This window comes from Pseudoflavonifractor phocaeensis (assembly GCF_021531375.1).
GTDB lineage: Bacteria > Bacillota > Clostridia > Oscillospirales > Oscillospiraceae > Lawsonibacter > Lawsonibacter phocaeensis_B.
The window spans coordinates 63,342-85,024 of sequence record NZ_JADYTU010000002.1 but is presented as its reverse complement, the minus strand read 5'-3'; the positions used below and the strand labels follow the sequence as shown (position 1 = coordinate 85,024).

Genomic DNA, 21,683 nt, shown 5'->3' with positions numbered 1-21,683 from the left:
CTTTATCGTTCACTTCCAAAAGCGTCTTGACTTCCTCCGCTGTCTGACAGGGCTGGAGCTTCAGCGCTAAGCTCTGATAATCGTCTTTCAAGTTTCGTCACTTCCTCTCCGATGTCTTTGATCAGCGCTGTCCGTTCCGCTGCAGTACCGCAGAGCAGCACGTCCAGCAAATATTCGATGTAGTCTTTTTTCTGTAAGGCTTCCACGAACTGTGGAGGCCACTTTTCATCTTCCGGCTTTGGAGCGTATACCCGTTCCCAATCCCGAAGCAACCGTTGGTAATCCAGCAGCACCCGAAAATACTTTTCCTCTTGCTCAAGGGCGTTCTGCGTTTTGATGAGTCGCGATGTTGGCTCTGACTGGTCGCTGGATATTTGAAAATTCATCGCCAGCTTTTCTGCCGCCGCCTTTGCGTCCAGGCCATAGAGCCGGGCGACAAAATCGATCACGTCCCCGTCAGCTCCGCAGCCGAAGCAGTGGAACCGCTTGTCCACTTTCATGCTGGGCGTCCGGTCGTCATGAAAAGGACAGGCGATCTTACCGGCACGATTGACCGGGAAACCGTAATATTCCGCCGCATGCCTTGTGGTGACAGAGCTTTTCACGATTTCAAATAACGTCATTCATAAACTTGCTCCTTTCTTTTTTCAGCGGTATCTGCTTTAGAAAAATCGTCGAGCTTGTCCGCTTGCAAGCAGTCAAAACATACTTGGCAAGCGGTGTATCGGGGTGCCCCGGTCACTTGCCAAGACATACTTGGCAAGCTGGGCATCAAGGTACCCTCATCGCATTTTTGCCTTCGATGATAAAACATACTTGGCAAGCAATGCATCGAGGTCCCCACGATACAAAATCTCCGATTTTCTTGTTGGGAAGCGTCCCAAGCCCTCCCAACAATTTTTCAAATTGGCTGCGCAACGTTCCGTCGCTTATTTCTGATTATCGGTGACATCGATGACCTTAAAAACGTCTCCGTGTCCTGCTTTGAGCAGATAATCAATATGCTTGTTCACCATCTCTTCGCTGCAGTTCAGATAGTCTGCAACTTCGGCGACGGTACAGCCGCGATGATCGAAAACGCAGATGGCGGTTGCGACTGCTATTGTTTCGGCATACAGCCTGTTGTCCCAGAGAACTTTGTTCGGGACGATGACCTGATGACTGTCGTAGTAGATTTTCCTCATGTGAATTTCCTCCTAAATGTTTTTTGAGTGTAGTTCCTTTCACTTTACAACGGACAATTTTTTGCCAAAACGCAGGTGTCGGCGAAGAAAAAGTTGCGAGGTTTTGCGTTGAATTCAGTTGGTTGAAAATATCTTCAATTTACGACGGACATTTTTTTGGCCTTTGGGGGGGACCCAAATAAAAAAGCACCTGTCGAATCGACAAGTGCAAAATAGAAATATTCTTTTGATGCGAGTAAAGGCTTCCGGCGCAGTTCGAATACAGCAACCCAGACTCGAAATGTGTCGGGATGAAATGACACGTGGGTTCGAATCACACGTTGCAGGATCGTTGACGCACATGTGTGCAGCTTCGCTTGGAATTCACCATATTTCCAATAAAAGTGTGATGCAGCTCACACTTTTATTGGAAATTGCGTGTCAAAATTGGAAAGCGTGTTTTACATATTTTCCGCACGCACATTGAACGAGCGGAAAATATCTCATTGACATTTGGGCCTTCTCGCAGTATCCTATATTTAGGAAATTACCTCTCGAATTCGATTTGTGCGGAGAGTTGGTGAATATATGACCCATCAGGAAACGATCAGTAAAATGGCACAAGCCAACGGCGGTGTGTTCAGAACCTCAGACCTTACGGCTCTGGGGTACAACACCTATGCCATTCGTAAACTAATCAATGAAAATGTGATAGAACGCATCAAGCCCAGCTACTACCGGCTGTGCGAAGCAGCAGAGGAACTGTCCGAGGCGGCTCAGATCGCCCAACTGTTCCCGGACGGAGTGCTGTGCATGTACACTGCGCTATTTTATTACAGATACTCCGATCGTACGCCGCTAGAGTGGAACATCGCCGTGGATCGCGATACTTCCAAGTCCCGCTTCAAGCTTGACTATCCCTTTGTGCAGCCTTATTACATGAAAAAGGAACTTCTTTCCTTTGGTGTCACCACAGCGGATTACGGTGACTGCACCATGCAGATTTTTGATCGGGATCGTCTGATCTGCGAATGCATTTTCTGTGAAAACAAAATGGATCGGGAGACCTATAACAAGGCTATCCAGGGCTATGTAGCGGATACCAAAAAGAATGTCCCCAAGCTGCTGGAATATGCAGAAAAGAGACGGATCCTGAAAAAAGTCAAGGATCGGATTGGAGTGTGGCTCTGATGGATATGGGCGCATCGGTCATTGCAAGACTGAAAAACAAAGCAAAAGAAACCGGTAAGCCGTTTCAGCTTCACCTGCAGCTCTTCTGCCAGGAGGAGTTTCTGCGGCGATTGGCAGCTTCCCGTTATGCGGAGAATCTGGTGTTGAAGGGCGGTCTGTTCATCTACACTCTGACCAACTTTGAAAGCAGGGCTACAGTGGACATCGACTTCCTGCTGCGGCAGTTCCACGGAACCGTTGAAGATATCAAGCGGATGGTGGACGAGATCATCGCCGTAGATAGCGGAAATGATTTCATCACCTTCACCTCACGGGGCTTTGAAACCATCTCTCCCCAGCGGAAATATAAAGGCGTCAGCTTCCAGCTGGTGGGGCATATCAAAAATACCCGCACACCCTTTGACGTTGACTTCGGCGTGGGTGATGTGATTGTGCCAACCTCCCATAAGCGCCTAATTCCCGTTCAACTGGATGGCTTCGATGTACCGGAAGTACTGACCTATTCTCTGGAGAGTACCATCGCAGAGAAATATGACGCCCTCATCCAGCGTCTGGAGCTGACCAGCCGCATGAAGGATATTTACGATATTTACTACCTGTCCTCCATGTTTGACTTTGATGGTTGCGCACTCCAGCAGGCTGTGTATGAAACGCTGCAGAATCGCGGAACGGCCTATGAGAAGGACAGCTTCGACCGGGTGGTCGCGCTGGCCGAGAATAAGGACATCCAGATCCGTTGGCGTCAGTACCTGCGCCGGTTGAAGATGGATGACTTGGCACTTGAGGATGTCGTAGCATCCCTCGACCGCTTCCTACGACCTGTATGGGATGCGATTGTCAGGGAAGAAGAATTATTTGATACCTGGTCATCTGCGGTTTCGCAGTGGATAGACCATCACACGACAGGAGGTAATTAGGTATGGCTATCAGCAAGAAGCTTGAAATCATATACCACAATGGGCAACCGGATGGTATTCGTTCAATCCGTCGTCACCTGTCCACCATGACTACTTACGTCATACCTCGTCCACTGCTCTCTGAGGCCAAGAAGTTGACCGGCATCAATCGTCCCGGAATTTACTATCTTATCAGCGAAAATGACGACAACAAGATTGCTCAAATCTATATCGGTCAGACGCGGAATGGTGTCACCCGTCTGGATGATCACAATCGGTCCAAAGACTTTTGGAACAAAGCAATCATGTTTCTGGCAGACAGCAAAACCTTTTCGTTGGATATGATCAGTGGGCTTGAGGCTTATGCCATAAATAAGGCTACTGAATCCAAACGGTACAAGGTGGAAAACACAGTCAATCCTAAATATGAAATTGATGAATACGATTTGCCGCTGATTGAAGAAGTGTATGAAGAAATCAAATTCATCATGGCTACGCAGGGATATAAAATGGATAACTCCAAATTGACGCTGAACGAAGCCAACACGTTGCATACAACCAGAAATGGTGTCCAGGCATTTGGCGTTTACGACGGCGATAAGTTTGAAGTATTAGAAGGCTCAGAAATTGATATGAGCCGCAAATGTCATTCCGATAATATTGAGAAGCAGCGGCAAACCGCCATTCAAAATGGTAATATTGCTGGCATCGGCGGCAAGTATAAGTTGAATGTCTCTGTTTCCTTTACTTCTCCCAGTTCTGCTGCCATGTTCGTTCTTGGCGGCAGCACAAACGGATGGGTTGAGTGGAAAAATAAAGACGGAAAAACCTTGGATGAATTATTCCGCAAATAACACAAAAGCATCTCATTTTACAACCGAACTTCCGATAATTCTTATTATCAGGAAACAGGAGGTCAACACTTATGTTACCCGAAGAAAAGGCGAGAGTAAAAATTGACAAGCAATTATCCGATGCAGGATGGGACATTGTTGCTCGTGATGAGTATGTTCCGTTCAATGCTTCTGCGGTCAAAGAAGCACTGATGCAGGGTAATAAAGAGAGCGACTATCTCCTGTTCGTTGACGACAAGGCGATTGCCGTTGTAGAAGCTAAAGCCGAGGATAATTCGCTCGGTGATGTTGTTGCACGCCAGGCTGAATGGTATTCACAAAACCCTCAAGGATGGGTAGGCTTGTGGTTCCCCAGTCAAATTCCTTTTGTTTATCTTGCAAACGGAAATAAAATATATTTCAAAAATATGCTTGAACCGGATAGTGAGTATCTTGAGCTTTCTGAAATGCACTCTCCAAAGAAAATGCTTCAGTTGCTCGGCAAAAAATCGGAGTATGGTGCCTTGCCTAAAATTGAGAGAAAAGGGCTTCGCGACTGTCAGTATAATGCAGAGGTAAATCTCGAAGCATCATTAAAAGCAGGGAAAAAGAAAGCACTTGCTATTCTTGCAACAGGATCGGGTAAAACATATCTTGCCTGCCTTGCTACATATCGGCTTTTGAATTATACCCCTACAAGGCGTGTTCTTTTCCTTGTTGACCGAAATAACCTCGCTCGCCAAACCGAAACTGAGTTCAGCCTATTTGATCGAACAGAAAAACAAAAGCCGATGAACGAGCTTTATCAAATCAATCGCCTCAAAAAGCCTGAAGACATTCAGGGGGATATTATCATTTCCACCATTCAGAAATTGTTTGCCGTACTCACAGGTCAAACCATTATTGACGATGATGAAGATAAAGAAGATGAACGCATTGGATTAAAAGATGCTGTTAAAAACGAACCCGCTATCATGCTTGATGGTGATTTGAAGCTACCGCCTGATTATTTTCAATTCATCATTGTTGATGAGTGCCACCGTTCTATCTATGGAAAATGGAAAGCGGTTCTTGATTACTTCAAAGATGCTAAAATCCTCGGATTAACTGCTACCCCAATTCCCGAAGCACAGGCTTATTTCAATAATAATGAAATAGCAAAATACACCTATGATGATTCCATTGTTGATGGCGTCAATGTTCCCGCACGTGTTTATAGGATCATTACAGAAGCAACTGTTCACGGTGGAACGATTGCTGTGGGAGAAACCGTAACCGATGTTAATCGTGCCGGCGAAGTAGTTGACACTTATACCGCACAAAATCGTATTGATTATGCGCCCAATCAATTAGATCGTTCTGTTATTAACCCCAATCAGATAGAGGCCGTATTAAAGTCTTATATGGATGCAATTTATACCGACCTTTATCCCGAAAGAGAAGAAAAATGGCAGTACATCCCTAAAACTCTCATTTTCGCAAAAGACGATAACCACGCAACAAAAATAGTAGGGGCAGCCAAAAATGTTTTCGCAGAAAAATTCGCAAATGGTGAGGTACCCGAAAACTTTGTTCAAAAAATCACTTATTCAGCAGGCGACTCCAATGCCCTTATTCGTGATTTGAGAACGGAAAAAGATTTTCGCATTGCAGTCACAGTTACTCTTGTTGCAACAGGCACAGATGTGAAACCGCTTGAAGTTGTTCTGTTTATGAACGACGTCAAATCTGATGTTTTATATACTCAGATGAAAGGCAGAGGCTGCCGAACCTTGGGCGAAGACAAACTTAGGGAAGTGACCCCAAATGCAGACAACAAAAGTTGTTTTTATATTGTTGATGCTGTTGGTGTTACAGAATCCGATAAAACTATACCTCAGCCCGGTAAGGGTAGCGAAGGAGGTAATCCTAAGCCTTTACGCTTAGATCAACTTCTCGAGCACCTGTCCCACGGTGAAGTTTCGGATGATAATCTTGCTTTACTGCGTGATTATTGTGCCACCATTCAAAAGCGCTATGAATTCCATCCGCTTTTTGAAAGACATTTGAATATGTTCATTTCGGATTACGGCTTCTCCCCGAGAGAACTGGCTAACAATATCAATCAAGCGCTTGCTCAAAATACGTTGCCCCCTTATACCGATATTTCGGACGATAATACAGCCCGAAAAAACTTGATTTTCTGCTTGATGGGAAATCTTCAGGCACGAAAGAAGTTGCTTGAACTCCATCGGGGCTATTATGCCGTAACGCCGGAAAAAGAAGACAAGGTTATTTATAAAGGCTTTTCCAAAGAAACCGCAAAAAGCTTTATTATGAACTTCGAGCAGTATTTGAATGACAATGCCGATAAGATTGAAGCTCTCAGAATTATCTATAATTCCGAAGATACCGTTATCACTTATTCAATGCTTACGGAGTTGCAGGATAAACTGATTGCTGAAAACGGACAGTTTACGCCATATTACATTTGGAAAAACTATAAAATCCTCGATGTCGATGGAAATGTTGAAGAGCTTGATAAAAAGCAAAATATCAAGGCTCTGACGCATCTTATTCAGCTTGTGCGTTATGCTTATCACAAAAACGACCAGCTTGTCAGCCTTATTAAAGGTTATTCGCAGAGGTTCAGTCTTTATTGTGGACAGGCTCAGCGTGAACTGACTGAAGAACAAAGAGATATTATGAAGCAAATTGCGGATTATATCGTAGAGGAAGGCTCAATCAGCACCAATGAGCTGAATTCGTTTGATACAGACCTGTGGCGCAGAGCAATGAAAAGTTTTGGCGCACCTGCTCTTGCACTGGAGATCATTACACTTTCAAAATTCATATTAAAGGCGGCGTAAAATCATGGCAGAGATTCAAAAAAGTGAAGCAACGTTAGTTAAAAAGGTATGGGACATCGCAAATGTTCTTGCCGCCGCTGGCGTTGGATTTACCGACTATATCACTCAGCTTACATATATTCTTTTCCTAAAAATGGACGCTGAAAAAGAGGAATTGGGCCTTGGAAGCTCCATACCCGAAGGCTATAAGTGGAAAGATATTGCTGAGTTGAATGGTGATGACCTTATCGATAAATACGAGGATGTTTTGAAGGAGCTTTCAAAAGATGACGGCTTGATCGGAACGATTTTCACGAAGGCTTCAAACAAAATCAACAGCCCTGTCCATCTTGCCAAAGTGTTGCAAATGGTTGGCAACGAGAATTGGTATATGATGGAGGGCGATTTCAAGGGCGCAATCTATGAGTCCATCCTCGAAAAGAACGGCCAGGATAAAAAGAGTGGCGCAGGACAGTATTTCACCCCTCGTTCTCTTATCAAGGCCATGGTCGAAGTTACCGATCCTAAGATCACAGAAACGGTTGCAGATCCTGCCTGTGGTACGGGTGGCTTCCTCCTTGCGGCATATGAACACATGAGGCCTCAGAGCAGGGAAATCGCAAAGCAAAATTTCCTTAAAAGCAACGCTCTGTTCGGTGCAGATAATACCGCCCTTGTTGTTACGCTTGCATCAATGAACTTGTATTTGCACGACATCGGCACTGAAAAGAGTCCGATCATCTGCCAAGACTCCTTGCTGGACACATCTGAAAGAATGTTTGATGTTATCCTTGCAAATCCTCCGTTCGGCACAAGACCGCAGGGAAGCGTTGCTGTTGATAGTGCAAGACCTGAATTTATTAAAACGTCCGATAATCAGGTCAATTTCTTACAGCACATAATGTCAATCGTTAAAACGGGTGGTCGAGTTGCTGTTGTTTTGCCCGACAATGTTCTTACTGACGGAAATGCAACCGCAAAAGTGCGAGAGAAATTATTGGCTGATTTCAACCTCCACACAATCCTCAGATTGCCTACTGGTATTTTCTATGCCGGTGGCGTCAAAACCAATGTCCTTTTCTTTGAAAAGGGTTCAAAGACAAAAGACATTTGGGTTTACGATTACAGAACGGGTGTAAAGCATACTATGGCCACAAAGCCAATGACTCGTGCAGATCTTGACGATTTTGTAAATTGCTACTGTTCCGGTCATTTGGAAGATCGCAAGGAAACTTATTCTGCGGAAAATCCCAATGGCAGATGGAGAAAATACAGTGAAGAGGAAGTATATTCCCGTGACCAATTAAAACTGGATTTCAAGTGGATGGATTTAACCGAAAAGGATGACCGCAGCATCAGTGAGCTTCTTGATGAAATGCAGGATAAGGCAGCAGCAATCAGTAATGCAGTATCTAAACTTCAGGAAATCCTTGGAGGCATTAACTTATGATGGATACAAAGGCATTAAGAGAAAAGGTGCTTGATCTTGCTATCCGTGGTAAGCTGGTTCCCCAAGACCCCAATGATGAACCGGCTTCCATTCTGCTGGAGCGTATTCGCCAGCAGAAACAGCAGATGGTCAAGGACGGCAAGCTCAAAGCCAAGGATATTAAAAACGATACCGTCATCTTTGTCGGTGAGGATAATTTGCATTATGAGAAGTTCGCCGACGGCAGCGTAAAATGTATTGAGGATGAGATACCATTTGAGCTGCCGGAGGGGTGGCAATGGGTACGGCTTGGATGCTTGGCTCAATATAAAAAAGGGCCTTTCGGAAGTAGTATCACTAAAGCAATGTTTGTCCCAGACAATCCAGACGCAGTTAAAGTCTATGAGCAGAAAAACGCAATCAACAAAGATGCGTCACTGGGTAATTACTTCATTTCTGCCGAAAAATATGAAACGCTAAAAGGATTTGAGGTTTTCCCTAACGACATCATCGTTAGCTGTGCTGGTACCATCGGAGAAACTTATGTATTACCAACCAGCATGAGAAAAGGCATCATTAATCAAGCGTTAATGAAAATTTCCTTATACGACTTGGGGATTTTAGATTTTTATTTGATGTACTTTGACTTCCAACTCAAGAGAGCTGCACAAGAGCAAGGATACGGTGTTGCACTTAAAAACATTCCTCCGTTTGATATGCTGAAAAGATACCTGGTTCCGATACCTCCTATTCAAGAGCAGAAACGAATTATCGCAGTTGTAAACAATTTGCTTTTCGAGGTAGATTCTATTGATGCAGATTGTAAAGCTATTTTCGCCCTAATTGCACAGACCAAAGCCAAAATTCTCGATCTCGCTATCCGTGGCCAACTTGTTCCGCAAGACCCTGCCGATGAACCCGCCTCTGTCCTCCTAGAACGCATCAAAGCTGAGAAGGAAAAACTCATCAAGCAGGGCAAAATCAAGCAGGATAAGAAGGAATCCGTCATCTTCCGTGGTGAGGATAACTCTTATTATCTAAATGATGGCCAGATGACGGTAGATATCAGCGATGATCTCCCCTTTGATATTCCGGATTCTTGGTGCTGGGTTCACCTCAAAGACGTATTCATCATTAATCCTCGAAACAAGTTGGATGATGATCTGGATGTATCTTTCATTCCTATGCCGCTGATAGATGACGGATATAACGGCAAGCACACCTCAGAGGTGCGCAGTTGGAAAGAGGTAAAAACCGGGTTTACCCATTTCGCAGAGGGCGATATCGGCGTTGCCAAGATTACCCCTTGCTTTGAAAACCGAAAGTCTACAGTTTTTGAGAATCTGACCAACGGATACGGTGTAGGAACAACCGAACTTCATGTGTTGCGATCGTTTGGAAATAATATCCTCGCACAGTATTTGCTTGCATATGTTAAATCCGATTACTTTGTCGAAAAGGGGAAGCAGACCTTTACAGGAGATGTCGGCCAACAGCGCATCAGCAAGGCATATGTTGAGAACGCCTATTTCCCGCTTCCACCTATCAAAGAACAGGAACGAATTGTTCAACAGATTGGTATCATATTTGAACACCTGAATATGATTACGGACGCATTATCTTGACCAACAGCCGCCCTCGGAAGAAGGCGGCTGTTTCCTTTACCATGTAACAATTTTATCCACCAGCGCCTGTTGTTCGCTGGCAGTTCTGCGGAGATATATTCGAGTGGTCTCGATGCTCTCGTGTCCCATTAGGTCAGCCAACAGAGCAATATCATTGTACTTCTCCAAAAAGTTCTTGGCGTATCGGTGTCGGAAAGAATGTGGATACACAACCTTTTTGTCCAGGCCATATTTATCTGCATAGTTTTTAAGCTGCTGCGAAATGCCACGGGTGGTAATACGTTCGTCATAACGATTCAAAAACAAATAGCCGGAGGAACGGTTTGTTTCCTCCAGCCATTCAATGGTCTCCGTTCTTAATTTTTTCGGTATGTACAGCCTGCGCAGCTTTCCTCCTTTGGTGTACAGGTCGAAGTAGCCCAGTTCAACATGTTCAATTTTGATCTGAATGAGCTCACTGACACGGGCACCGGTTGCGGCCAGATACCAGACCACAAAGTACCATTCCATATTGCCGTCCTTTTTGAGTTGCTTCTTCAAAAAAATGTAGTCGGCATTACTGATGACATTTTCAAGGAAGTTTTTCTGTTGAACCTTTACAGCTTTGAGCTGCAGCTTGTCCTTGCCCAGATAGACCAGATACTTGTTGATAGCCTGAATGCGGAGATTTACTGTCTTGGGCTTGTAAAACTCCATCAGATACCCTTTGTATGCCAATAGGTTTTCTTTGCTGATCGTATCGTAATGGGCGTGGTAGTATTCCACCGTCCACAAATACGATGTGATCGTGTTTTCGGAAAGATTACTCTTTCGTAGATGTTCTTCAAATGTGCCTTGCTGTTTCATAATAAGCGGCCTCCTTATAATATTTTCTGCGGTTTTCCGCACAAATATTATAAAGGAAATCTGTGACTTCCTCTTATTATGAGAAGATTGGGAATGATGTGTGTTGCATTGACGAAGAAATCCCATTTGATATCCCTGACGCATGGGAGTGGGTACGGTTGGAGAACTGCTGCAGCAAGGAGATCCGTCGTGGAAAATCGCCTAAGTATGTCGATGAAAGTGGAACTCTTGTTTTTGCTCAGAAATGCAACACAAAGTATAACGGTATCGACATTGGTTTAGCATTATATTTGGACGAGAGCACGCTGGGTAAATATCCGACAGACGAATTTATGCAGGATGGAGATGTCGTAGTTAACTCTACGGGAACTGGTACATTGGGGCGTGTAGGTTTCTACCGCACATCAGATAACCACATTGGGCTTCCAATAGTTCCTGATTCTCATGTAACAGTCATTCGTGGGGGTAACAGGATTCAAGCCTTTTATTTGTATGTTTTTATGAAAGCAAATCAGAGCAAGATTGAAAAGGAAGGCGAAGGTTCAACTAATCAAAAGGAACTAAAGCCTCTTATGCTTAAAGAAATGCTTGTACCCATTCCACCACTTTCCGAACAGAAACGAATTGAAACTGCTGTTTCCGCAGCATTTTCCCTCATTGCTTCAATAGAAAAGAGCCTCAGCTGAGGCTCTTTTCCACATTCTCAATTAACGCAAATATAACCTGCAGCTTGTCACATATCTTTTTCTGCTCCTCGACCGGCGGTATGGGATATAACCAGCCTTCAATATTATCTTTGCTTATGGACGGAGAATTGTCACCCTTCATATACTGGTTCAGACTGCCTACCACATAACCGGAAATCATCAAATAGAACATAAACTTCGGCAAAAATGCTCCGTTTGAATTACAGATATAAAAGCCGGTAGAAGCTATGCAATGGCTATGTTTTTCTTCAATCAGAGCAATATTTTCAAGGTATGGTCTAACCAAAGAAAACAAAACACTTCCGTTCTTTACCGCTCTGCTGGCTCGGCTCGGGGCATCGGATACAGGTAGGTGTTTTGCCTCCTTAATTTGGTGAAGTCGATTATCAATGGCATCAATATCGATGTAATCGAAAAACTCACCTTTGGGCTTTGTGCTTTCCATGCCTTCAAAACACGAATAGCCCCTGCTCCAAGCCCAATTATTAGGTAATTCAAAGGTGATCTCATCATCGATATTCACAACCTTGCTGCCAATCTTCTCATAATAAGAGTTATCCTCACCACGGAAGATGACGGATTCCTTCTTATCCCGCTTGATTTTTCCCTGTTTGATGAGTTCTTCTTTCTCAGCCCGAATACGTTCCAGAAGAACGGAAGCAGGCTCATCAGCAGGATCCTGCGGGACAAGCTGACCTCTGATAGCGAGGTCAAGGATTTTGGCTTTTGCATTATTTATTGTTTTTAGTAAATCTTCTCTATCAGAGGATATTCCATCAACAACACACAAAGCCGACTGCGCCTGCTCGTAAATCTTTATTTGCTGACTAAGCGGTGCTATAGGAACGAGCAGCTCTCTGAGTGTTGAGAGACCAACAGTTTTTTGTGCAATGCCAGTGGCCTTATTATCACAGATAGATTTAACATATGATGATCCAAGCATGATATAAAGGTAGCGGTTAGAAATAATACACGGTCGAACCATTGCGATATGTCGCTGGAAACAGAAATTATCATCTGTATCTACCAACACCGGAATCCCATAGGAGCCAGTAACAGTAAAAAGCAAATCACCGTTTCGAGGTTTACGTGTCTCAGGTAGTTGATTGAAATATTCAACGCTTACAAAACGTGTGTTTTCAAAAGACAGTACGCCCCCAGATACATTTGAAATCACCAGAAATGGAATACCTGAAGATGTTTGGGGTGGAGGTTGGTGGTCGCCGTCACTAATCGCTTCCGCAACTGCACCAAGTCTCGCCCACGCCCAGCCTTCCGGCAGCTCAAACGGTATCTTATCCTCGATACATTTCACGCTGCCGTCGGCGAACTTCTCATAATGCAAATTATAAAATACTAAGATCGCATTTTCGGGTTTTTGATTTCGTTTGTATCGCTACTCTTATCGTCACTTTTTCTCGGATAAAACAAAAAAGCGCTATATGTTCAGTTATTCATCCATGACTTCCAGCATCATTCTGACCCCCAGCTTGAAGCTGTTCTGGAAGATCAAACAGTCGGTGATGGTTTGTGACTCATGTACACAATCCGTGTACTTCTCAAACAACTCTTTCTGCTCATCCGTCATGGTGGCGCAGAGCTTTTCTTCGTTCCTGCAGATCAGCTCCTGCAGTTTCTGATATTCCTTGCAGGAAGAGGTATCGTACTCTGTCGGCTCGATATTGCCGTACCAAAACTCTTCAAGGATTCTCATGCCGCAACCTCCTCGTAGATCAGTTCGTGGAGGACAATTTCCTCCGCACGGTTACGGATGCTGTTCATGGCTCCAACCCAAGCCATCGGGTCAGATGCTTTCAAATCCTCTGTTACGCCCTCAGATGCCTTCATCTGCTCTGTGATCAGGAGTATACGCTCCTGTGCCTGCTCGTTCAGGTCCGCCAGATATGTCCAGAGTCGACCATTGAGGATCAATCTTTCAAACAGGATCGGGTGCTCCTGTTTCAGATACTCCCGGTGCAGTCTGCCCCATTTCCCGATGGGCCGATGCTCTTCGGGCAGAGCCAGATTGGGCAGAAAATAGTCCCCGACGAGAGTGTATTCCAAGCCGTTTTCAATCATTATTTTTCGCATGCTTTTTGCTCCTTTTACGACAAATTCCATCATAGCCCGGCTTTTGTGTCGTAAAAGTGTCGTAAAATCAGGTGGTCAAAATCGAAAAAAGCTTGATATATCAAGGGTTTCCGGGCTCAGGTTAATACCATGCCGTGGCAAATAAAAAGTATCTTCTTCATGCGGCTTCTCCGTTACTGTAGTAGTTTTACCAGTATAGCACGGAATGGTAAAGTCGTCGAGGACCTCCGGATGTTTTTTGCAGACGCGGCAAAATTCGCATCCGGCGCGGATCGCCCAATGCCGGACATTCGGGCCCGGGCACCAATCGCCGCTCAAAAAAACAGGTCGGTTCTGCCTCTTTCAACGTACCGCACCGTATCACATCTATAAAATTGACACCTTTCCCTGCAAAATCTGCCTATCGGCCAAAGGGAACCTGAACTATAATATGATATATACTGAGAAATGGAGGGCACACGGCCATGAAACTGATGCTGAATGCTTTGACCAAATATCTTGCCGGCGTGGTGCTGGTGGGCCTGCTGTTGTTCCCGGCGGCCGGAACGATCTTTTATCCAAATGGATGGCGATTAATGGTTCATCTTTTTCTCCCCATGGCGGTCTTCGGGATCATTCTTTTCTGCAAAGCGCCGGAACTGCTGAAGAAGCGGCTCAACAGCAGGGAAAAGCAGCCTGAACAGAAACGCGTCGTCGCCCTTTCCGCGTTTTTATTTGTGGCGGCCTTCCTTGCGGCCGGACTGGATTTTCGGTTCGGCTGGACGACGGTGCCTCATTCCCTGGTCGTCGCATCCTCGGGACTGCTGCTGGTCTCCTATGGCCTGTACGCCGAGGTCATGCGGGAAAACGCTTACCTCTCCCGTACGGTGGAGATTCAGGAGGGGCAGAAGGTCATTGACACCGGGCTGTACGGCATCGTCCGCCACCCCATGTACACCGCCGCCATCCTGCTGTACCTGTCGATGCCGCTGGTGCTGGGCTCGTGGATCTCCTTCGCCGTGCTCCTGCCCTACCCGGCAGTCATCGTCCTGCGCATCCGAAACGAAGAGGCGATCCTCAAAGAAGGACTCGCGGGTTACCGGGCGTATCAGCAAAAAGTAAAATACCGGCTGATCCCCTGTCTCTGGTGAGTACTTATTACAAACTGCAGCAATACAGGACTGCACGCAATGCCGGGCACAACGCGCTCAGACTAGGTATACGCCCCGGCAGGTAGTGCGCCCTTTCCCACGGAGGAGCGGCGTGGTATTTTTTGCGGCGCGTCACCGTCTGAGGATACACGGCAAGGAAAGTCGAGAAATCCATTCCCCGCGCCGGTATAATCAGTAAGAGAAAACGGATTCAGGAGGAGAGCTTGATGGCAGGACAGGACAAAATCATCATTCAGGGTCTGAAGCAGAACAACCTGAAAAATGTATCTCTCGAGATCCCCAAAGGAAAGATTGTGGTATTCACCGGTGTCTCCGGCTCAGGCAAATCCAGCATCGTATTCGACACCATCGCCGCCGAGAGCCAGCGGCAGATGAACGAGACCTACACCGCCTTCATGCGGGGGCGGCTGCCCAAGTACGAAAAGCCTAGGGTGGAGCGCATCGACAACCTGTCCGCCTCGGTCATCGTGGACCAGAGCCGCCTGGGAGGCAACGCCCGGTCCACGGTTGGCACCATCAGCGACCTGTACGCCGCCCTGCGGCTGCTCTATTCCCGCATTGGAACGCCCTATGTGGGCACCGCCTCCTACTTCTCCTTCAATGACCCCAACGGCATGTGCCCGGAGTGCTCCGGTATTGGCAAGGTAATGACCATCGACATTGAGGGCCGCATTGATCCCGAAAAGACATGGAACGAGGGGATGGCGGATCTACCCGCCTTCCATGTGGGCAATTGGTACTGGAAACAGTACGCCGAGGCGGGCATTTTCCCCCTAGATAAGAAGTGGAAGGATTTCACCGAGACGGAGCGGAACCGCCTGCTCTACGGCGCGGACACCCCTGACGGTCCCCGGCTCCACAAAAAGGTGGACGGCGTGTCCCACTACCTCCACCGGATGCTCATCAACCGGGACACGTCCAACCTGAAGGAAGCCTCGGTGAAGCGGCTGATGTATCTGGTGGAGGAGCGGCCCTGCCCCGTCTGCAAGGGCAAGCGGCTGAACGCCGCCGCCCTGTCTTGCAAGGTGGCGGGATACAGCATCGACCAGATGTGCGAAATGGAGTTTACCCAGCTGGTCAGCGTTCTGAAAACCATCGACGACCCCCGGGCGCAAACCATCGTGGACGCTCTGGTGGCATCTCTGACCCGGATGATCGACATCGGTCTGCCCTATCTCTCCATGAACCGGGAGTCCGCCTCTCTTTCCGGCGGCGAGGCCCAGCGGCTGAAGCTGGTGCGCTATATGGGCAGTTCCCTCACCGGGATGACTTACATCTTTGATGAACCCAGCACCGGTATGCATCCCAGAGATGTTTTCCGCATGACCAAACTGCTGCGGGACCTCCGGGACAGGGGCAACACCGTCTTGGTGGTGGAGCACGACAAGGACGTGATCTCCATTGCCGACGAGGTGATTGACGTAGGCCCTCTGGCGGGTAAAAACGGCGGACAAATACTGTTCCAGGGCAGCTACCAGGCGCTGCTCCGCTCCGGCACCCTGACGGGGAAAGCCATGGGGGAGAAGATCCCCGTGAAAGCCCACCCCAGAACACCCAGGGAATTTCTTCCCATTCGGAACGCCCGGATTCACAATCTGAAAAACGTGTCGGTGGACATTCCGCTGGGCGTGCTCACGGTGGTCACCGGCGTGGCCGGTTCCGGCAAAAGCTCGCTTATCCGGGACGTGTTTGCCAAGCAATATGAGGACCGGGTGGTACTGGTGGATCAGTCCCCGGTGACGGCCACCGGACGTTCCACGCCCGCCACTTTCCTGGGGTTCTTCGACGAGATCCGCAAGGTCATGGGGGCGGAAAACGGGGTGGACGCCGCTCTGTTCTCCTTTAACAGCAAGGGAGCCTGCCCGGTGTGCAAGGGCAGGGGCGCCATTGTGACGGAACTGGTCTTTATGGACCCGGTGACCACAGTCTGCGAAGCCTGCGACGGCAAGCGGTACAGCGAACAGGCCCTGTCCTTCCGGTATCACGGCAAGAACATTGTGGAGATCCTGGCTATGTCCGCCGAGGACGCCTATGAGTTTTTCCGGGAAAACCGGAAAATCAGCAAGGCTCTTCGGGCCATGATCGAGGTGGGACTGCCTTATCTGTCGCTGGGGCAGCCGCTGTCCACCTTGTCCGGCGGCGAGCGGCAGCGGGTGAAGCTGGCAAAATATCTGGACCAGAAGGGCAACATCTATGTGCTGGACGAGCCCACCACCGGCCTGCACGCCTCGGATGTGAAGAACATTATGGCGCTGCTGGACGGCTTTGTGACGCGCGGCAACACCGTCATCGTCATTGAGCACAACCTGGATGTGATGAAGCAGGCAGACTATCTCATCGACGTCGGCCCGGACGGCGGCACCCAGGGCGGCGAGATCGTCTTTGCCGGAACGCCCCGGGAAATGATAGACCACGGACAGACAATCACCGCGGAGTATCTGCGCAGATCCATGGTGAAAATCGACGATACCCCAGGTGGATAAAGGGCCGCGCGGCCTTCTATCCTTCACGCCCGATCTCTTCTCCGTACAGAAAGGGAAAAAGAATCCGCTTTAGCCGGGTGGTCGTAAAACAGTAAAATGAAAAATGGTGAAAACCTTGAGTTTTCAAGGGGTGCGGCGTGACTTCGGTCACGCCGTTTCCTCTTTCATCAGCTCATTCAGCGGGATAAAGCCCAGCCCGTCGTACTTGATGTGGATGTGCTGCACCCGCTTTCCGCTGGATTTATCCGGTGCGTCCACATAGATGGCAGACACCAGCTCCCGCAGAGCATAGCCGTTCAGCTCGTCAATGCCCACATATTTGTGGGCCGTCTGAATGAACTTCTCAATGTTTTCGTTCTGTCGTTCCTGTACTTCAATTTCCTGCCGCAGGGTGATGCACTCGGCCTCCAACTGCTTCTGCTCCGTTTCATAGGTCAGACTCAGCATATCGAAGCGCTCATCGCTCAGCCGCCCGCTTGCGTTATCCTCGTAAATCCTGATGAACAGCCGTTTCAGTTCAGCGATGCGGTTTTCGTTCCGTTCCAGCCGTTTTCTGCGGATACGGATCTGCTCACTGCTTTCCAGCCGGAGCTGTTCTTCCATTACCGTGCGGAAATGTGCCTCATGCCGCAGGATGTAGCCTGTCACAGCCTGGATGTGTTTCAGGACTATGTGGCTGAGTACGGTTTCCCGGATGTAATGAGTACCGCACTTGTCCTTGTGCTTCCAATGGAGAGAACAGTCGAAGAACGCGCCCTCCGTTCTGTAGTTGTTGGTCGCCCCGTAATACAGCTTCTCGCCGCAGTCGGCGCAGTACACCAGCCCGGAAAAGATACTGCTACGTCCTGTGCGGGTCTTGCGGTGCCGCTGCTGGCGAACCTGCTGTACCTTCTCAAACACGGCTTCCTCGATGATGGCCTCATGTGTATTGGGGAAGATGGCTTGCTTCTCAAGGGGATTATCCCGCTGTTTCTTGTCCCAGATAGAGTTGGTATAGGTCTTGAAGTTCACCGTACAGCCTGTGTACTCCCGCCGTTCCAGAATCGCCACAACGGTACTGCTGTGCCAGCCGTAAGGGTCCTTCGGTTTCTTGTTCGGGGTCTTGATTCCCTGCAAGGCTCTGTATGAACTGGGCGTCAGTACCTTGTCCGCTTTCAGTTGGTTGGCAATCTGCTTGGGGCCCCTGCCCTCCATACACAGGTTGAAGATGCGCTTCACCACATTAGCGGCCACCGGGTCAACCACCCAACGGCGGGGATTCTCCGGGTCTTTCACATAGCCATAGGGCACATTGGTGGTCAGGGGTACGCCACGCTCACCCTTGGCTTTCTGGACGGCCCTGATCTTGCGGCTGGTGTCCCGGGCGTAGAACTCGTTGAACCAGTTCTTGATGCCCGCAAAATCGTTGTCCACCCGGTTAGGATCAATGGTGTCGTAGTTGTCATTGATGGCGATGAAGCGGACGCCGTTCTGCGGGAAGGTGAAGTTGGTGTAAAGCCCGGTCAGCGCCGAGTTACGGCCCAGTCTGGAAAGGTCCTTGGTGATCGCCACGGCCACCCGCCCGGCCTCGATTTCGGCCAGCATGGCCTGAAAGCCGGGACGATCGTAGGTCACACCGCTTACACCGTCATCCACGAAAAAGGTTGGGTTGGGGAAGTGATGCTCCCTGGCATACTGCAAAAGCATGGCCTTCTGATTTTCAATGGACAGGGATTCGCCAGCCCGGTCATCCTCCTGAGACAGTCGACAATAAAGGGCAGTAATTTTATCTGTTGCTCCGTACATTTCTGTATCCTCCTTTGGTGGAGCAACTGTCAGTACAGGATTGGTTGGCTCTATTGTACCAAGATTCTGGGTGTTTGTCATTCTGAATCCTCCAGCTTTTCCGCAAACTTTCTGGATGTGATGCGTTCCAGCTTGCGGACAAAGTTTTCCGTCCCCTCATAGCTGCCTGTGACAACGTAGGTAGTGCCGTGGATGACCTCGGTGACGGTTAGTTCGGGAATCCAGAATGCGGAGAGATTCTTTACATGGATGTGGCCGTCCTCACCCCAAAAGAATCTGCGCTCAGCTCTGTCCGGTGCCTGCGGTTCCGAATTGGAGAAGTAATATCCCTCCGGGTCGAGTTGGTGGTCAAATCGCGATTTCTGTTCCATAAGTACCTCCTGATTTTGTGTAAGAATTAGTGTTCGATTTCCGGCTTTTTCTGCCGTGTGGCAGCGTTCTGGCGCTCCTGCGCATGCTGTACCTCATAGATGCTGTAATGGATGGCCCAGAGCTTTTTTGTGTCGGCATACAGGGGTGTAAGCTCCTGCTGCAAATCCCTGTACTCTGTTTCCAGGCGGGCCTTTTCCGCACGCCATGCAGCAGTGGGCAGCTTGCCGTCCACCACTTGTCCTTTCAGCTTGCGCTCGGCCATATAGAATAGGCGAAGCGCATTGTCATGTTCTGCCTTGTACTTCTGGCAGGATTTCTCAAAGCGGATGGTTTTCAGCTTGTCGACAACGGGTTTTCCGTCCTTGTAGCAGTCCGCCATTCGCAGCAGCTCGTCCAGTTCCTTGATGCGGGCCTGTTTCCCGGAAGCGGACTTTTTCAGCGTGTCGATTTTGCCCTGTATGGTATGCAGGGCTGCGCCCAGATCATCAGCGGTGTAGAGATGCTTGGATTCCAGATAGTTGACTGCCTCAGACAGCTTTTTCAGATTGGCGATCCTGGCCTTGCTGCTGTATGCGCCCTTATTGCGGTTCTCATAGTAGGCGGACAGCAGCTCCACCAGTGTAGGCGGCTGGGGCTTGGACAGCTCAGCTTTTACTTCTTTCAGCCAGTCGATCAGAGCGGCAATTTTCTGTTTCGCCTCCCGGAACATGGCGTCGGTTTTCCTGATCCAGCGGTTGAGATCGCCCTTGTTGGTACGGATACCCTTGGCCTCCATCGCCCGGACAGTCGGCCCCTCGTGCTGGGTGGGTATTTGCTCCACACCCTGACGCTCATAGCTGCGGTGGTCGATGCGGCAATCCAAACCTTTCTCAGCAAATCTGGTATTGCAGAGTTGCGCCCATTGTTCACGCCAAAACTCCAATGTCTCCGGCTTGCCCCAATCGGTGGTGGGGACGGCGTTGAACACATAGTTCCCGGCCTCATCCCGGATACGCTCACCCTGTTCGTCCAGCACATATTCCCGCCGCTGCTTGTTGCCCCATTTTCCGTCCGGCTCGATAGGACGGATGGGACACATGACATGAAAATGCGGGTTCTGGATGCCGCCGTCCTTCTTATCCGGTTGATGAATGGCATAGTCCGCCACCATGCCCCGGCTCACACACTGCTCCAACAAAAAATGCCTTGCAAGCTCAATGTTCTCCTCCATGGAAAACTCGTTCTGCAAGGCAATGTCAAAACTATATGCAAGCTGGGCTCTCTTTCCACGTTCCACTTTCTCCACGGCGTTCCAGAGTGTTTCCCGGTCAGAGAAAGAGGGCGGTGCTTGGGGCGGCAGCAGGATTTCCGAACAGATCACGCCGCCCTTGCAGGTGTAGTCGCTGTCCTCACCGTAATACTCGCTGTGCAGCTTTTCGCCGGAGCGATAGGCGGCAGCGGCCACGGCAGACTGACCAGCGCTGCGCTTGATCTGGGTCACATGAAAATGATACAGTGCGATAGTTAATCACCTCCAAACTCATTCTTGTTGTGTTCGTTGACCGCTTCCATGAGCAAGCCCTTGACCTCCGGGATGGCAAGGGCTTTTTCCGCAAAGGCGTAAAACTCGGTTTCGCTCAACACCTTTGCCAACGGTGCTACACTCTCCACAGCGGCCCCACGGGTGATCAGCCTGTGTGCCCGTTTCCTGCGGTCGCCTTTCTCATAGTAGCTGCGGCGGTTTTCAAGCTGCTGCTGTTTGTGCCGGAGCTGGGCAAGCTGACGCTCATTGTCAGCGATCTCGGCTTTCAGTTCCGGGATGGTTTTCTGTTTGGACATGGTACATGACCTCCTTTTTGATGGGGTGGATAGGATGGATGGGATGAAAAAAGACCGCCTACATTTTCAGTAGACGGTCTGGCTGACGGTATGGGATTTTCTGACTTTGCGTCGGGGACGGTCTGCTGAAAGCATATTGCTCCCGCTGCAAAGTGCGCTGGGATAGCTGCGTAAGCAGCGCAGGGGGTGCAGCCCCTTGTTCGGAACGGAGTGACGCAAAACAGCCCGGACACTTGAATGTCCGGGCTGTTCGCTCCGCAGGACGCACGATACATGGCTTGCCCCTGTATAGAAGTGCGCCATTAGCAATGGAAAAATCGACCGCTACTTATCGTCGTCTGCACCGATGCGGGCTTAATATCCGAAGTGACAAGAAGTGTCCATCTGTCCCACTGTTCGTCTGTATTTGATTCATGGTTATTTTCCTATGCCATTTACGGCGTTAGATTTGCAAAATCTGTTTGT

General features: G+C 48.6%; 19 protein-coding genes. 9 read left to right on the top strand and 10 right to left on the bottom strand.

Annotation, left to right across the window (positions count from 1 at the left end):
* Positions 1-2: 2 nt before the first annotated feature.
* Both I6E39_RS01770 and I6E39_RS01765 read right to left on the bottom strand, forming a co-directional pair.
* A complete protein-coding gene (locus I6E39_RS01770; protein ID WP_235379587.1) occupies positions 3-623 on the bottom strand; it encodes a CHC2 zinc finger domain-containing protein in 621 nt (206 codons plus the stop codon).
* A gap of 306 nt (positions 624-929) precedes the next feature.
* On the bottom strand, positions 930-1,184 hold the full coding sequence (locus I6E39_RS01765; RefSeq protein ID WP_235379586.1) for a hypothetical protein: 255 nt from the start codon (positions 1,182-1,184) through the stop codon (positions 930-932).
* Positions 1,185-1,751: 567 nt separating this feature from the next.
* On the opposite strand from I6E39_RS01765, the gene I6E39_RS01760 reads away from it, so the two are divergent.
* The 6 genes from I6E39_RS01760 (at position 1,752) to I6E39_RS01735 (ending at position 9,965) form a co-directional block, all read left to right on the top strand.
* Positions 1,752-2,354 carry a type IV toxin-antitoxin system AbiEi family antitoxin domain-containing protein gene (locus tag I6E39_RS01760; protein WP_235379585.1) on the top strand — a complete coding sequence of 201 codons (603 nt, stop codon included), beginning with the start codon at positions 1,752-1,754 and terminating at the stop codon, positions 2,352-2,354.
* On the top strand, positions 2,354-3,271 hold the full coding sequence (locus I6E39_RS01755; RefSeq protein ID WP_235379666.1) for a nucleotidyl transferase AbiEii/AbiGii toxin family protein: 918 nt from the start codon (positions 2,354-2,356) through the stop codon (positions 3,269-3,271). Before I6E39_RS01760 ends, I6E39_RS01755 begins: the two co-directional genes overlap by 1 nt.
* A gap of 2 nt (positions 3,272-3,273) precedes the next feature.
* Positions 3,274-4,104 carry a GIY-YIG nuclease family protein gene (locus I6E39_RS01750; protein WP_235379584.1) on the top strand — a complete coding sequence of 277 codons (831 nt, stop codon included), beginning with the start codon at positions 3,274-3,276 and terminating at the stop codon, positions 4,102-4,104.
* Between the two features lie 71 nt (positions 4,105-4,175).
* Positions 4,176-6,932 (top strand): type I restriction endonuclease subunit R, encoded by a 2,757-nt coding sequence (locus I6E39_RS01745; RefSeq protein ID WP_235379583.1) that lies wholly within the window; start codon positions 4,176-4,178, stop codon positions 6,930-6,932.
* 4 nt (positions 6,933-6,936) lie between these two features.
* Complete coding sequence (locus tag I6E39_RS01740; RefSeq protein ID WP_235379582.1) at positions 6,937-8,361, top strand: type I restriction-modification system subunit M; 1,425 nt, start codon at positions 6,937-6,939, stop codon at positions 8,359-8,361.
* Positions 8,358-9,965: a restriction endonuclease subunit S gene (locus tag I6E39_RS01735; protein ID WP_235379581.1), complete on the top strand. Its 1,608-nt coding sequence runs from the start codon at positions 8,358-8,360 to the stop codon at positions 9,963-9,965. Before I6E39_RS01740 ends, I6E39_RS01735 begins: the two co-directional genes overlap by 4 nt.
* A 36-nt stretch (positions 9,966-10,001) precedes the next feature.
* On the opposite strand, the gene I6E39_RS01730 is transcribed toward I6E39_RS01735, so the two are convergent.
* Entirely contained in the window at positions 10,002-10,811 is an 810-nt protein-coding gene (locus I6E39_RS01730; protein WP_235379580.1) for a tyrosine-type recombinase/integrase, read from the bottom strand.
* A gap of 62 nt (positions 10,812-10,873) precedes the next feature.
* Between I6E39_RS01730 and I6E39_RS01725 the strand changes: the two genes are divergently transcribed.
* Positions 10,874-11,497 carry a restriction endonuclease subunit S gene (locus tag I6E39_RS01725; protein ID WP_338127103.1) on the top strand — a complete coding sequence of 208 codons (624 nt, stop codon included), beginning with the start codon at positions 10,874-10,876 and terminating at the stop codon, positions 11,495-11,497.
* On the opposite strand, the gene I6E39_RS01720 is transcribed toward I6E39_RS01725, so the two are convergent.
* From I6E39_RS01720 to I6E39_RS01710, 3 genes are all read right to left on the bottom strand, one after another.
* Positions 11,490-12,833, bottom strand: a complete 1,344-nt coding sequence (locus I6E39_RS01720) for a restriction endonuclease subunit S (RefSeq protein ID WP_235379578.1) — start codon at positions 12,831-12,833, stop codon at positions 11,490-11,492. The two genes, I6E39_RS01725 and I6E39_RS01720, sit on opposite strands and share 8 nt — an antisense overlap.
* A gap of 135 nt (positions 12,834-12,968) precedes the next feature.
* Positions 12,969-13,232, bottom strand: a complete 264-nt coding sequence (locus I6E39_RS01715) for a DUF6809 family protein (RefSeq protein WP_235379577.1) — start codon at positions 13,230-13,232, stop codon at positions 12,969-12,971.
* Positions 13,229-13,609: a TnpV protein gene (locus tag I6E39_RS01710; protein ID WP_235379576.1), complete on the bottom strand. Its 381-nt coding sequence runs from the start codon at positions 13,607-13,609 to the stop codon at positions 13,229-13,231. Before I6E39_RS01710 ends, I6E39_RS01715 begins: the two co-directional genes overlap by 4 nt.
* Positions 13,610-14,073: 464 nt before the next feature.
* Between I6E39_RS01710 and I6E39_RS01705 the strand changes: the two genes are divergently transcribed.
* Positions 14,074-14,739 carry a methyltransferase family protein gene (locus I6E39_RS01705; RefSeq protein WP_235379575.1) on the top strand — a complete coding sequence of 222 codons (666 nt, stop codon included), beginning with the start codon at positions 14,074-14,076 and terminating at the stop codon, positions 14,737-14,739.
* Positions 14,740-14,966: 227 nt separating this feature from the next.
* Entirely contained in the window at positions 14,967-17,243 is a 2,277-nt protein-coding gene (locus tag I6E39_RS01700; RefSeq protein ID WP_235379574.1) for an ATP-binding cassette domain-containing protein, read from the top strand.
* A 147-nt stretch (positions 17,244-17,390) separates the two neighbouring features.
* Here I6E39_RS01700 and I6E39_RS01695 read toward each other — a convergent pair whose 3' ends face one another.
* The 4 genes from I6E39_RS01695 to I6E39_RS01680 form a co-directional block, all read right to left on the bottom strand.
* The gene (locus I6E39_RS01695; RefSeq protein WP_235379573.1) at positions 17,391-19,028 is read right to left on the bottom strand and encodes a recombinase family protein; all 1,638 of its coding nucleotides are present in this window, start codon (positions 19,026-19,028) and stop codon (positions 17,391-17,393) included.
* A 77-nt stretch (positions 19,029-19,105) separates the two neighbouring features.
* Positions 19,106-19,399: a hypothetical protein gene (locus tag I6E39_RS01690; RefSeq protein ID WP_235379572.1), complete on the bottom strand. Its 294-nt coding sequence runs from the start codon at positions 19,397-19,399 to the stop codon at positions 19,106-19,108.
* A 26-nt stretch (positions 19,400-19,425) separates the two neighbouring features.
* Positions 19,426-20,901: a MobQ family relaxase gene (gene mobQ, locus I6E39_RS01685; RefSeq protein ID WP_235379663.1), complete on the bottom strand. Its 1,476-nt coding sequence runs from the start codon at positions 20,899-20,901 to the stop codon at positions 19,426-19,428.
* Between the two features lie 2 nt (positions 20,902-20,903).
* Positions 20,904-21,218, bottom strand: a complete 315-nt coding sequence (locus I6E39_RS01680; RefSeq protein WP_235379571.1) for a DUF3847 domain-containing protein — start codon at positions 21,216-21,218, stop codon at positions 20,904-20,906.
* Positions 21,219-21,683: the final 465 nt, after the last annotated feature.

What these genes read in the sequence shown, in the direction of transcription:
- I6E39_RS01740 (WP_235379582.1), top strand. Translation starts at nt 6,937, where the DNA reads ATGGCAGAGATTCAAAAAAGTGAAGCAACGTTAGTTAAAAAGGTATGG.
- I6E39_RS01750 (WP_235379584.1), top strand. Translation starts at nt 3,274, where the DNA reads ATGGCTATCAGCAAGAAGCTTGAAATCATATACCACAATGGGCAACCG.
- I6E39_RS01690 (WP_235379572.1), bottom strand. Translation starts at nt 19,399, where the DNA reads ATGGAACAGAAATCGCGATTTGACCACCAACTCGACCCGGAGGGATAT.
- I6E39_RS01700 (WP_235379574.1), top strand. Translation starts at nt 14,967, where the DNA reads ATGGCAGGACAGGACAAAATCATCATTCAGGGTCTGAAGCAGAACAAC.
- I6E39_RS01760 (WP_235379585.1), top strand. Translation starts at nt 1,752, where the DNA reads ATGACCCATCAGGAAACGATCAGTAAAATGGCACAAGCCAACGGCGGT.
- I6E39_RS01705 (WP_235379575.1), top strand. Translation starts at nt 14,074, where the DNA reads ATGAAACTGATGCTGAATGCTTTGACCAAATATCTTGCCGGCGTGGTG.
- I6E39_RS01755 (WP_235379666.1), top strand. Translation starts at nt 2,354, where the DNA reads ATGGATATGGGCGCATCGGTCATTGCAAGACTGAAAAACAAAGCAAAA.
- I6E39_RS01735 (WP_235379581.1), top strand. Translation starts at nt 8,358, where the DNA reads ATGATGGATACAAAGGCATTAAGAGAAAAGGTGCTTGATCTTGCTATC.
- I6E39_RS01710 (WP_235379576.1), bottom strand. Translation starts at nt 13,609, where the DNA reads ATGCGAAAAATAATGATTGAAAACGGCTTGGAATACACTCTCGTCGGG.
- I6E39_RS01765 (WP_235379586.1), bottom strand. Translation starts at nt 1,184, where the DNA reads ATGAGGAAAATCTACTACGACAGTCATCAGGTCATCGTCCCGAACAAA.
- I6E39_RS01715 (WP_235379577.1), bottom strand. Translation starts at nt 13,232, where the DNA reads ATGAGAATCCTTGAAGAGTTTTGGTACGGCAATATCGAGCCGACAGAG.
- I6E39_RS01745 (WP_235379583.1), top strand. Translation starts at nt 4,176, where the DNA reads ATGTTACCCGAAGAAAAGGCGAGAGTAAAAATTGACAAGCAATTATCC.
- I6E39_RS01770 (WP_235379587.1), bottom strand. Translation starts at nt 623, where the DNA reads ATGACGTTATTTGAAATCGTGAAAAGCTCTGTCACCACAAGGCATGCG.
- I6E39_RS01730 (WP_235379580.1), bottom strand. Translation starts at nt 10,811, where the DNA reads ATGAAACAGCAAGGCACATTTGAAGAACATCTACGAAAGAGTAATCTT.
- I6E39_RS01680 (WP_235379571.1), bottom strand. Translation starts at nt 21,218, where the DNA reads ATGTCCAAACAGAAAACCATCCCGGAACTGAAAGCCGAGATCGCTGAC.
- I6E39_RS01695 (WP_235379573.1), bottom strand. Translation starts at nt 19,028, where the DNA reads ATGTACGGAGCAACAGATAAAATTACTGCCCTTTATTGTCGACTGTCT.